Raw genomic sequence first — 12871 nt, forward strand, 5'->3', positions numbered from 1 at the left:
TCCTTTAATAAGCAGATTGAAGAAAGGTATTCATTCATAAATTTCAACTGAATTGGAGAAAATTTTCATATACAATTGTGAAATGAGTGCTGCACATGAACAAAACACGCTATAAAAAAGGTATCTTAACAGCATTTAACATTAATATTGCTCAGCTAAGAAGTCCGAATGCAGTTATGTGGTGGTCAGCAGCTATGCCTGGATTCGGTCATATTATGATTTGTAAATACCTTAGGGGTTTCTTATTAATCATTTGGGAATTTATTGTAAACATAAATGCACATTTAAACTTAGCAATCTTTTATACATTTTTAGGACGCTATGAGGAAGCAATTCAAGTACTTGACACGAACTGGATTCTTTTATATGTACCCGTATATTTGTTTAGCATTTGGGATAGTGGAAGAGTCGCAATTGATATAAACAAATATGCTATCTTGGCTGACACAAATGGTTCTGTCTCAGAAATAGAACCGATTTCTTTTTCTGCATTAGAGAATAATTATTTAGATAAGTTTAGCAATAAAATCGCGATATTTTGGTCATTTGTATTCCCAGGACTAGGTCATTTATATATAGGTCGAACACCATCAGGATTTTATATTATAGTATGGATGGTTATTGTTGTGTATTTTTCTAATCTTTTAACAAGTATTCATCTTACCTTTACTGGAAATGTTTATTCGGCTAGTCAAATCTTGAATCCAGAATGGCTAATATTTTTACCGTCCATGTATTGCTTTGCTGCCTATGACGCTTATCAGAATTGTGATTCATTTAACCATTTAATGAAGCAACAACAAGATTATTATTTAATTAATAAATTTCAAAACAAGTCACTTTTAAATAGCATTTCATTCCTACAGAAGGAAGTTGATGGCATGAATATCATCGGTTCATTTGATAACTCTTTATATGTTGAATTAGCTATTAATGAGCTAAGAGAGCATGGGTTAAGCCAAGACAAAGTTCTCGCTATCCCACTAACAGAAGTGCAACCGGCGCAAAAAACCCTTGACATTCTAAAAGGTGATGTCGTGAATTTAAATATTTTCAGCTTTGCTTTTGGTACCATCTTCTCATTGTTTGGCGTTATATATGGATTTGTATTAATAGGCGGACCTGTTACCTGGGGGCTTTTATCTCTTTTCATCGGTTTGGGCGTTGGATATGTTGTAGATTTAATTAGACTCAAGAAACAAAAGAGTAAAAAAGGTGGTGTATTCGTTATAGTACAATGCAACAAGGAAAATGTAAATCAAGTAAAAGAAATATTATTTAACAATTGCACAAATGGATTACATGTCATTCAATAATTCTAGGCGCATTTAGTACTTTTTTGAAATGTGAAGAAGGGACTGTCCAAAAAAATGCTAGGCATTTATTGAACAGTCCCTTTTCTGCTAACACTATTGAATGTTTTTTACTAATCATCCTGTAAAAAATCTTTGTTAAAGCTTGTCTCGTTCATAATGTCAGACGTATGTTTGGCAGAGGGTTTCTTGTCAAATCCTTTTTTTATAGCATTCGCGCCATACTTTTTATTAATTCTAGACATAGCAGATATGATCGGTTCGTCTTTTACATCTTTTTCATAGGAGAAAATATCTAGTTGCTTATAAGCTTCTTGCTTCTCTAATAGATCTTGTGCGGTTACTCCTAATAGGCGCACTGCGTCGCCATTCCAATTTTGTTGAAATAACCGATATGCTTCGTCAAAAACCGCTTCTGTGGTCATAATTGGATTATCCAGTTTCCGACTTCTTGTGATTGTTTGTCTAGACGCATAGCGTATTGTAACTTGCACATTCTTGGATAGAACATGCTTATTGTGCATACGATTAGACACAGATTGAGCCAGTTTTCGAATTACATTTTGCAGTTGTTTTTCGTCAGTCGTATCATTTGATAGTGTTGTAGAATTACCAATACTTTTAAAATCATATATGGCATCCGGATCGACTGCTCTATTATCGATACCCATGGCTCTTTCTTTCAAGCGAATACCGTTTATCCCTAGTAAGAGCTTCATTTGGATATCCTCGATACTTGGTAAATCTCCAATGGTAGTAACACCTATTGTTTTAAGTTTGATTGCTGTTTTTTCACCTACTCCATGCATATCTTCTATAGGAAGCGGCCATAAAATCTTTGACATATCACGCTTGCGAAGCACGGTAATGCCTAGTGGCTTTTTCATGTTTGATGCCATTTTCGCAAGAAATTTATTAGGGGCGATCCCTATACTACAAGGTAGTTGCATATCTGCTAATAGTCTATTTTGTATTGTGTGTGCTAGCTGTAGTGGATGTATTTTTTTTGCTAGCTCAGTCACATCAACATAACCTTCATCTATGGACACAGGCTCCACTAACTCTGTATACTCACGTAATAGCTCGAACATAGCTTTAGATGCATGACGATAGCGCTCAAAATTAGGTTTACGGATAATCAAGTCTGGACATAGCTTTTTCGCTTCCCATAACGGCATCGTTGTTTTGACACCGTGTTTCCTAGCCTCATAGCTACACGTCACAATAATACCTCTTCGTTCTTCTGGGTTTCCAGCAATTGCAAGCGGTTTGCCTTTCAGCGTAGGGTCACATGCCATCTCAACAGAAGCATAGAAACTGTTCATATCTATATGAAATATAACGATACTCACTATATCGCCTCCATATTAGGCTTACTGAGTCGCGATTTGATTACGTACCTCTTCTAATTCGTCAAGCTTAGCATATAGCTTAGCTGGCTCCACTAGCGTTATTAGCCTCTCAGGTAAATTAACAACACCAGAGAAGTATGACGATGTTTGGAAGGCTAGTACATTGACTTGCTTAATACTATCTTCTTCTACATCTAAGATTTCTTTAGCATCATCAACTAATACGCCAAATGAAAAACCTTCTACTTGCATTACTAATACTTTCACTTTTTCAGACTTTTCTATGCGTTTATTGAAAAAAATTAAACCTGAGTCTAATATTGGAACAAGTTCTCCACGTATTTTTGCAACACCCATCATATAAGAAGGCATATGTGGAATGACCGTCGCCTCGACCCATTTCTCTATAGACACAACATGCTGTACTGGCACACCGTATTCTTCTCGTCCTGTTTGGAATACTACCATTTTCATAACTATCAACTCTCCCTTTACTCTTTCGGCATGTATCAACTAATTTCTACAAATATTTTATCATATTTTTTCTTATAAAATTAAGATTTATAAAATCGGGCAACAAGTTAGGAATGATTTCTTATTCAATAAAAAGCGCAAGCGCCTTGCTCAGCCCCGATATGCTTAAGACGTAACGAACCCACAGGAAGGTCTTTCCTCCAAAGTGAGCAACTGAAGACGACTTCAAGGAGCTAGACACTAATCTAGCTTAAAAACTTATACTTTTACGTCAAAAAAAGTGCACACTAGCTTTAGTGTACACTTATCTATCCATAAAGGATTTATTTCGCTACTTCTTCTACTATAGCGACTACCATCTCAGCAAGCTTTACAAGCTCCCCTACAGGCATTCTTTCACTTTTCGTATGAATCTCTTCATATCCCACTGCTAAGTTTACCGTAGGGATGCCAAAACCAGCTATTACGTTGGCATCGCTTCCTCCCCCACTATGCAATAGTTCACATGGTCTTCCAATTTTGCCTGCTGCCTTTCTTGCAACTTCCACAACATGGTCTCCTTCGCCATATTTGAAGCCAGGATACATAACATCAATAATTACGTCTGCTTTACCACCCATATCAGCAGCTACTGTTTCAAACGCTTCTTTCATCTTCGCGACTTGTGCTTCCATTTTTTCAGGAACTAGTGACCGCGCTTCCGCTAAAATATCTACGTGGTCACACACGATATTTGTTTGTGTGCCTCCTTCGAAACGTCCAATGTTTGCGGTCGTTTCTTTGTCAATCCGACCTAGAGGCATTTTAGCAATGGCTTTGGCAGCAATCGTAATGGCAGATACACCCTTCTCAGGAGCAACACCGGCATGAGCTGTTTTCCCTTGAATTGTAGCTTTAATTTTTGCTTGAGTAGGTGCTGCCACCACTATATTTCCTACCTGTCCATCACTATCTAATGCATAACCAAACTTGGCTGTTACCAAACTTGGATCCAATGCTTTGGCACCTACTAAACCGGATTCTTCCCCAACCGTTATAATAAATTGTATATCCCCATGCTCTATGTTTTGTTCCTTTAGGACACGGATAACCTCTAGCATTACTGCCAGTCCCGCTTTATCATCTGCACCTAAAATGGTAGTACCATCTGTCACTACATAACCATCTTCTACAGTAGGCTTAATATTTTTACCAGGAACAACCGTGTCCATATGCGATGTAAAGTAAATTGTATCTACACCCTGTTTTGTTCCCTTCAAATTACAAATTAAGTTTCCAGCACCATGACCTGTTTGTGACGTTGTGTCATCTTCAAACACATCCACTCCAAGCGCCATGAATTTTTCTTTTAAAACCTTTGCAATTTCTGCTTCAAACTTTGTTTCAGAATCAACTTGTACTAATTCAAGAAACTCTTGTAATAAACGTTCTTGTTGAATCATATATGTATGGCCTCCCTGTTTAAATCTCATCATTAGTATACCCTTTGTAACTGTTGATGGAAACTGTTTCGTTTTACGAATTAGAAATTTGATATATGCTTTCCCATACAAGACAATATAAAAAGGTCGGAAGCTAAAAGTAGCTTCTCGACCACTAATATCTATTATTATAAAGGAATATTGCCGTGCTTTTTCAGTGGACGCTCTTCTTTTTTATTGCGCATAATTTCAAGCGCTGTTATAAGCTTTATTCTTGTTTCTCGTGGATCTATTACGTCGTCTACCATACCACGGCTTGCAGCAACATATGGGTTAGCAAACTTATGGCGATATTCTTCAATTTTTTCTGCACGCGTTACTTCCGGATTATCACTATTTTCAATATCATGAGCGAATATTATATTGGCAGCTCCTTGCGGGCCCATAACAGCAATTTCTGCGTTTGGCCATGCAAACACGATATCTGCACCAATAGATTTACTGTTTAATGCCACATAAGCGCCACCGAACGCTTTACGTAAAATAACCGTCATTTTAGGTACCGTAGCTTCTGAATACGCATATAATATTTTCGCACCATGTCTTATAATTCCACCATGCTCCTGTTTTACACCTGGGAAGAACCCAGTAACATCTTCAAACGTAATAATAGGAATATGAAAGCAATCACAGAAGCGAATAAAGCGAGCTGCTTTATCTGAAGAGTCTATATCTAGACCACCGGCCATAAATTTAGGCTGATTACATACAAGACCGACTACTTCTCCTTTAATACGAGCCAAACCTATTACAATATTTTTAGCAAAATCCTTCTGAATTTCTAAGAACGACCCTTCATCTACTACCTGTTCCACAACTAGACGAACATCATATGGACGAACAGCATCAAATGGCACAATATCAGTTAGGTCTGGTCGATAATCATCCTCTTCAGCAGTCTGCTGCATAGGTGGAAGCTCTTCATTATTTTGTGGTAAATAACTAAGTAGTAAGCGAACCTTCGCTAATACTTCTTCTTCCGTTGCACCTGAGAAATGTGCGTTTCCGCTTATTGAGTTATGTACTTTTGCACCGCCGAGGTCCTCTGAACTGATTTTCTCCCCTGTAACTGTTTCTATAACTTTCGGACCTGTTATAAACATTTGGCTCGTTTTTTCAACCATAAATACAAAATCTGTTATGGCTGGTGAATAGACAGCTCCACCTGCACATGGGCCCATAATAACAGAGATTTGCGGAATAACTCCTGAATATATAGCATTTCTGTAAAAGATAGTACCATATCCATCAAGTGACATAACGCCCTCTTGAATTCTAGCTCCTCCAGAATCATTTAAACCAATGACAGGAGCACCATTTTTTACAGCTAAATCCATAACATTTGCAATTTTCTTTGCGTGCATTTCCCCTAATGCTCCACCGAACACTGTAAAATCCTGTGAAAATAAATAGATTGGACGACCGTTTACTTTTCCGTAGCCTGTTACAACACCATCTCCAGGACCAGCATGACCTTGCAAACCAAAGTCTACACAACGATGCTCAATAAACGGATCTAATTCAACAAATGAGCCTTTATCTACAAGTAATTCAATACGTTCTCTAGCTGTTAGTTTACCTTTCGCATGCTGTTTATCAATCCGCTTATCTCCACCGCCCAACTCTATTTCCCGCCGTTTATCATACAACTCATTAAGCTTGTCATAAATATCTGGCATGGTCATTACACCCCTTTGTTTGGTTTCTCACAAAGCTCTAGCAATACACTACCCGTTGACTTAGGGTGCAAAAATGCAATTTTCGCTTCATGAGCACCTATCTTTGGTTTTTCGTGAATTAATCTAATCCCCTTTGTTTTTAGTTCCTCTAATCGTTCTTCAATGGACGTTACACCTAAAGCAACATGGTGGATTCCTTCTCCGCGCTTCTCAATAAACGTTGCAATTGGACTGTCCGATGATGTAGGTTCAAGAAGTTCCAAACGTGATTGACCAATCTTTACAAATGCTACTTTGACTCTTTCTGAATCAACTTGCTCAATTCCTTCAAGCTCTAACCCTAATACATCAACATAAAATGGCAGCGACAACTCGAGAGACTTTACAGCAATACCAATGTGATCAATCTTCTCAATCATTTTGTTATCCTCCCTCATCAAGCATGACAAACCAAAGGTTTTGTGAAACTGCTTTCATTTTTTTAGAATTCTTGAATATTGAGAAAGCCTTCACATAGCTTATATATTCGTGAACATAAAAAAAAATCCTTCTTTTTCCTTTAACGTTTCAAATTTAGACAAGATTTCATGCTTGTCTAAAAGACGAAAGACAAGTAAAATAGAAAAAGAGAATCTAGCAATAGGAGGGAAGAACACATGTCCCGTAAAGCACAAAAATTTATCGTTTATTTAATGCTAGCAACCATGCTTTTAACAACTATATTAGCAGGGGCGAGCATGTGGTTTTAAGCCACTTAGTGACTATAAATAATTTCAACTTTGATAAAAGGAGCTTGGGTTAACGCCCAAGCTCCTTATTATTTCAATTTTACTCGTCACATAATCCAAGGTAGTCCTCAACAGCTTTCATTATGTTGAAAGCACCTGTATTTTTTTGAAGGTACAGCTACTATGTATCCTTTCTCCGGATGTTGGATTATTGAACCTTACACCCGGATCCATAATCAATCACATGAAATTCCAATAAATCCCATATTTAGAGTTTTATGGTAATGCTCTATATTCTTTACCCAATTGTGCAAAGCTTTTATCAGTATTTACAATAAGAATTCTCGTGCCTAATGGGATGGAATTAAACAATGCCTCCACCTCGTTGTTATTCATTCTTACGCAACCATTAGATACATATTTACCAATACTGTCAGGGTTGTTTGTTCCATGTATCCCAAAAATTCTACCATCTGTATTGTCTGCATCAAATCCAATCCACCTTGTACCAAGTGGATTATCTGGAGAACCACCAGGAATATCTTTTTTACGATAGTATGGGTCCTTCGCTTTGACAGTCACAGTAAACAATCCTTCAGGTGTTAAGTCGTTTGTCACACCTGTTGCAACAATGTACGTCCCTTGAATAGTTGCATCATCAATATACGTAAGCTCGTTTGTTTTTTTATTAATAATTATAAACGGGTCACCTATAATAGGGTTTACACCTAATGGCCAAATAGGGGAAAATACCAAGGCTAACATAACAATAAGCTTCATTTAATCACCTTTATGCACTTTTTTCTTTTAGCTTACGTTTTGCCTTCTTATCTAATACATTCGGATGAAATCTTCTTTTTATCAGTAAATAATCTTCCATTTCTTTTAAGAATTGAAACAAATTTGCTCTTGTTTCGAACTCATCACGTGTTTTTGGTAATGGCATATTTTTAAAAGAATCTTGTAATTCATGAAGTTGAGTAAGAAACTCATTTGCAGTATTACCAGGATGAATAAAATCACTAACTTCTTCAATAAAGTCAGCAATCATTTTTCCTTGTTCATATGTACTTTGAATTGTCGTGATCATCGGTAGCATACGCATCATAGAATCAAATTGTTTTTCCCGCATTTTAAAATAATAATAATATGTATCCTCATCTCGAAGGACGTTGTTTTCTACCTCAAGCAATGCCATGCTTTTCGCTTTTTGAAGGAGCTCGTCCGTTTCCGTTATTTCACTTCCTACCCAATCGCTTTTTCCATCTCTTAAGAAGGATACCATTTCAGTAAATATTAATTTAAAATTGTTTTCTAGTTGCTGCTGAAGCTTCTTTAAATCTCGTTCCATACTTGGCATATATAAATTCATAACAAGAGCTACGCCGATTCCAATTACGATGATAGCTAACTCATTAAGAATAAAGGACCAAGCGAATGTTTTAGCAGCATACATATGCATAATAATGACTGTGCTTGTCACAATTCCTTCAGAAAGTTTAAACTGGACAGTTGTCGGTATGAAAAATAACAACAACATACCAATAGCTAACGGAGTATAGCCTAACACATTAAAAAAAACAAATGTAAATACAATTGCAATCATACACGTTAAAAACCTTGTCCAAGAACTCATTAATGAACGTTTTCTTGTAACGCCAATACACAAAATAGTTAAAATACCTGCTGAAGTGAAATTATCTAACTGAAGCAATGAAGCAATATATATTGCAAGCGCAGCACCAATGGCTGTTTTTATCGTACGATATCCAATTTTAAACATAATTGCTCTCCTATATTTAATAAGTATATAACCTGCATTTTACATGACAATAGGATGCTTGCCAACAAGACCCTGATTTTTTAAGGTTTTTAATTTGTATATAAGGGATTCTTGTTGCTATTATATATAGTAGGTTTTATTGCACTTTTAGGAGGTTTTCAAATGGAAATGAACTTTAATCTTTTTATGAATGATGTTGTTGTGCAAGCAAGAGAAGATATGGTCAAAGCAGGATACACGCAGCTTGAAACACCGGAGCAGGTTGATGAAGCTCTAACAAAGAAGGGCACAACACTTGTGATGATTAATTCTGTCTGTGGTTGTGCAGGTGGATTAGCACGCCCTGCGGCTAGTCATGCTTTACATTATGATAAACGGCCTGATCATCTTGTGACAGTATTTGCTGGGCAAGATAAAGAGGCTACTGCTCGTGCTCGTGAATATTTCGTAGGACAACCGCCGTCATCACCTTCTTTTGCTTTAATGAAGGATGGAAATCTTGTGGCAATGGTACATCGACATGAAATTGAAGGACACGACGTGATGCAGGTTATCTCTAAATTACAGCAAGCGTTTGATGAACATTGTGAAGAAGTTTAAATCTATCGTTAAGTAGCTAAAGACACGCTACTCATATTAATTTACGTGGTGATTATCGTTTTTCTCTCTTAATTCCATTACGGCACATCGTAAATGCAAGCAGCCCACATTAAACAATGTGGGCCCGTTTTGCTATTTTTGATTTTCATATAATTGAATGAGCTGCTGCACAGCGGCTGTAACTGTTTTATCTCCAGCCATAACCTTATTTTCAATCTCAGGCATTGTTTGTTTCACTCGAGGATTTGAAAAAAAGCTGTGCTCTAAATAATCTTTAATCATTGCTAGTAACCAATCTTTTAATTGTTCACGACGTCTGTTTGTAAAAACACCTGACTCATTTGTTACTAGCACGAATTGCTGAACCACGTTCCAAATACCGCTAATTCCTTCACCCTTCATTGCTGAACAAGTGTAAGCTTGTGTGTGCCATCCATTAGTTGCAGGCTTCAAATAATGTAGAATTTGGTTATACTCTTCACGTGCTGCCAACGCTCGAGGCTTATTATCACCATCCGCCTTGTTGATTATAATCGCATCAGCCAGTTCCATAATACCTTTTTTCATACCTTGAAGCTCATCTCCAGCGCCCGTCAACACAAGAAGTAGAAAGAAGTCCACCATACTTCTAACGACTATTTCACTTTGGCCCACACCAATTGTCTCGACAAGGATTACATCATATCCTGCTGCTTCACACAACAGCATCGTTTCACGAGTTTTTCTATTTACCCCGCCTAACGCGCCACCTGATGGTGATGGACGGATAAAGGCATTAGGATGGGATGCTAGCTTTTCCATCCTTGTTTTATCACCTAATATACTTCCACCTGTAATGGAAGATGATGGATCAACCGCCAACACCGCAACACGATGACCTGCATCACACAAATATGTACCCAGCGCTTCAATAAATGTACTTTTTCCTGCTCCAGGCACACCAGTTATTCCAATCCGAACAGAACGACCAGTATGAGGAAGTAATTGATTCATGACCTTTTGCGCTAATTCAATATGGTGTGACGCATTACTTTCAATAAGGGTAATGGTCTTAGCAAGAATAGAGCGATTATGTGTAAGTACACCCTCGACATATTGATTAATATCTATTTGATTTTGTTTTACGAATCGCTTTTTTAGTGGCTGTGTATGGTGGCTCATGCCATCATGACCGCCTTCCACCCCTTGCATCACATACGATGTGAAGCTTGTATGCGATGCATCACTAGGGGCCCACTCAGGCTTTTTACCTCGTTCAGTCATTGGTGATCTCCGCCAACTCATAACCTAATTTATTATAAATTAATTCTATTGTTTTTTCAGCAGCAACTGGGATAACTGTTCCTGGTCCAAAGATTAAGCCTGCACCATGTTCTTTTAAGTAATCATAATCCTGAGCAGGAATGACGCCACCAATTACTACTAATATATCTTCACGACCAAGTTGCTTAAGCTGTTCAACAAGCTGCGGAAGCAGTGTTTTGTGACCAGCAGCTAACGAGCTCATTCCGATAACATGCACATCATTTTCTACAGCTTGACGAGCGGTTTCTTCAGGTGTTTGAAATAGTGGTCCAATATCCACATCAAAACCTAAATCAGCAAATGCTGTTGCAATTACCTTTGCTCCTCTATCATGTCCATCCTGTCCCATTTTAGCAATCATAATGCGCGGGCGACGACCCTCTGATTGTAAAAAGTCATCTGTAAGCTGCTTTACGTGGTTAATTTGTGCATCATTTGAATATTCAGCAGCATATACACCACTTATGGAGCGGATTACTGCTTTATGGCGTCCAGCCACTTCTTCAATAGCAGCAGATATTTCACCTAACGTGGCACGAGCACGGGCAGCCTCTATAGCTAATGCTAATAAATTGCCACTTTCTTGTTTGACAGACTCCGTAATAGCTCGTAACGCCTGTTGCACTTTCTCTTCATCACGAACAGTCTTTAGCTGTTGAATACGAGCAATTTGTTGCTCTCTCACAGCAGTATTATCAATATCTAAAATTTCTAACGGATCTTCCTTATCTAATCTATACTTATTTACACCGATAATCGTTTCCTTACCAGAATCAATTTTAGCCTGACGACGTGCAGAGGCTTCTTCAATACGCATCTTAGGTAAGCCAGTTTCAATTGCTTTCGCCATCCCACCTAGCGACTCAATTTCCTCTATATGCTTCCACGCACGCTCCATCAACTGCTCTGTTAGTTTTTCAACATAATACGAGCCAGCCCACGGATCAATCACATTACAAATTCCTGTCTCATCTTGTAAAAATAATTGTGTGTTGCGTGCAATACGTGCTGAGAAGTCAGTCGGCAACGCAATAGCCTCATCGAGAGCATTTGTGTGTAACGATTGTGTATGTCCTAAAGCAGCGGCATGAGCTTCTAGACATGTGCGGACAACGTTATTATAAGGATCTTGTTCCGTTAGACTCCACCCGGATGTTTGCGAATGCGTCCGCAAAGCCATCGATTTTGGATTTTTCGGATTAAATTGCTTCATCATCTGTGCCCACATAAGTCTAGCTGCTCTCATCTTGGCTACTTCCATAAAGTAATTCATACCGACCGCCCAGAAGAACGATAAACGTGGAGCAAAAGAATCAATATCTATCCCTGCTTTCAACCCCGTTCGCACATACTCTAGTCCATCCGCTAATGTATAAGCAAGCTCTAAGTCAGCAGGAGCACCGGCTTCTTGCATATGATAGCCCGAGATACTTATGCTATTAAACTTTGGCATATACTTTGATGTGTATTCAAAAATATCAGCAATAATTTTCATAGACATATCAGGTGGATAAATATATGTGTTACGAACCATGTACTCTTTTAAAATATCATTTTGAATCGTACCAGCAAGTTTGTCTTGCGTAACACCTTGTTCTTCGGCTGTCACAATATAAAATGCCATAACAGGTATTACTGCACCATTCATTGTCATGGAAACAGACATTTGATCAAGCGGTATGCCGTTAAACAACGTTTTCATATCTAGAATTGAATCTATGGCAACACCCGCTTTTCCCACATCCCCTACAACACGAGGATGATCAGAGTCGTAGCCACGATGTGTCGCTAAATCAAACGCCACAGACAACCCCTTTTGTCCCATTGCAAGATTACGGCGATAAAATGCATTGCTTTCTTCTGCAGTTGAGAATCCGGCATATTGACGGACCGTCCAAGGACGATTAACATACATAGTTGAATATGGGCCTCTTAAAAATGGAGGCACACCAGGTAAATAATCGAGGTGCTTGAGATTTGTAATATCATCTTCATGGTACAATGGCTTAACAAGAATATGCTCGTTCGTTTCAAATAGCATATCATCTATGTTTTTATTAATATCTTGTTCTATTGACGCTTGCCATTGCTCTTTGTTCATAGTAGTTTGTTCACTTTGCAATGTAACTTTCGAAAAATCTAACCGATCTGTCATG

General features: G+C 38.0%; 12 protein-coding genes. 3 read left to right on the plus strand and 9 right to left on the minus strand.

Annotation, left to right across the window (positions count from 1 at the left end; translation table 11 throughout):
- Window positions 1–95: 95 nt before the first annotated feature.
- Complete coding sequence (locus EJF36_RS13255) at window positions 96–1316, plus strand: hypothetical protein (RefSeq protein WP_125906773.1); 1221 nt, start codon at window positions 96–98, stop codon at window positions 1314–1316.
- 110 nt (window positions 1317–1426) lie between these two features.
- Here the strand turns inward: EJF36_RS13255 and EJF36_RS13260 are convergent, their stop codons facing one another.
- The 5 genes from EJF36_RS13260 to mce form a co-directional block, all read right to left on the minus strand.
- The gene (locus EJF36_RS13260; protein ID WP_260471905.1) at window positions 1427–2665 is read right to left on the minus strand and encodes a DNA polymerase IV; all 1239 of its coding nucleotides are present in this window, start codon (window positions 2663–2665) and stop codon (window positions 1427–1429) included.
- A 21-nt stretch (window positions 2666–2686) separates the two neighbouring features.
- Window positions 2687–3139, minus strand: coding sequence for a chemotaxis protein CheW (locus EJF36_RS13265; RefSeq protein WP_125906774.1), 453 nt, complete (start codon window positions 3137–3139; stop codon window positions 2687–2689).
- Window positions 3140–3462: 323 nt separating this feature from the next.
- Window positions 3463–4581 carry a M20/M25/M40 family metallo-hydrolase gene (locus tag EJF36_RS13270; protein WP_125906775.1) on the minus strand — a complete coding sequence of 373 codons (1119 nt, stop codon included), beginning with the start codon at window positions 4579–4581 and terminating at the stop codon, window positions 3463–3465.
- A gap of 167 nt (window positions 4582–4748) precedes the next feature.
- Window positions 4749–6299, minus strand: a complete 1551-nt coding sequence (locus tag EJF36_RS13275) for an acyl-CoA carboxylase subunit beta (RefSeq protein ID WP_125906776.1) — start codon at window positions 6297–6299, stop codon at window positions 4749–4751.
- Window positions 6300–6304: 5 nt separating this feature from the next.
- Entirely contained in the window at window positions 6305–6718 is a 414-nt protein-coding gene (gene mce / locus EJF36_RS13280) for a methylmalonyl-CoA epimerase (RefSeq protein WP_125906777.1), read from the minus strand.
- 237 nt (window positions 6719–6955) lie between these two features.
- Here mce and prli42 point away from each other — a divergent pair, with 237 nt between their 5' ends.
- Entirely contained in the window at window positions 6956–7048 is a 93-nt protein-coding gene (gene prli42, locus EJF36_RS21575; protein ID WP_185806912.1) for a stressosome-associated protein Prli42, read from the plus strand.
- Window positions 7049–7303: 255 nt separating this feature from the next.
- Here the strand turns inward: prli42 and EJF36_RS13285 are convergent, their stop codons facing one another.
- Entirely contained in the window at window positions 7304–7807 is a 504-nt protein-coding gene (locus EJF36_RS13285; RefSeq protein WP_125906778.1) for a L,D-transpeptidase, read from the minus strand.
- Window positions 7808–7817: 10 nt separating this feature from the next.
- Window positions 7818–8810: an aromatic acid exporter family protein gene (locus EJF36_RS13290; protein ID WP_125906779.1), complete on the minus strand. Its 993-nt coding sequence runs from the start codon at window positions 8808–8810 to the stop codon at window positions 7818–7820.
- A 162-nt stretch (window positions 8811–8972) separates the two neighbouring features.
- Here EJF36_RS13290 and EJF36_RS13295 point away from each other — a divergent pair, with 162 nt between their 5' ends.
- Entirely contained in the window at window positions 8973–9410 is a 438-nt protein-coding gene (locus EJF36_RS13295) for a BrxA/BrxB family bacilliredoxin (RefSeq protein WP_125906780.1), read from the plus strand.
- A 132-nt stretch (window positions 9411–9542) separates the two neighbouring features.
- Here EJF36_RS13295 and meaB read toward each other — a convergent pair whose 3' ends face one another.
- Window positions 9543–10673: a methylmalonyl Co-A mutase-associated GTPase MeaB gene (gene meaB / locus EJF36_RS13300; protein WP_125906781.1), complete on the minus strand. Its 1131-nt coding sequence runs from the start codon at window positions 10671–10673 to the stop codon at window positions 9543–9545.
- Entirely contained in the window at window positions 10666–12870 is a 2205-nt protein-coding gene (gene scpA / locus EJF36_RS13305) for a methylmalonyl-CoA mutase (protein ID WP_125906782.1), read from the minus strand. The genes meaB and scpA overlap by 8 nt, the downstream gene beginning before the upstream one ends.
- Between the last annotated feature and the right edge of the window lies 1 nt (window position 12871).

The sequence above is a fragment of the Bacillus sp. HMF5848 genome (genome assembly GCF_003944835.1).
Taxonomy (GTDB): domain Bacteria; phylum Bacillota; class Bacilli; order Bacillales; family HMF5848; genus HMF5848.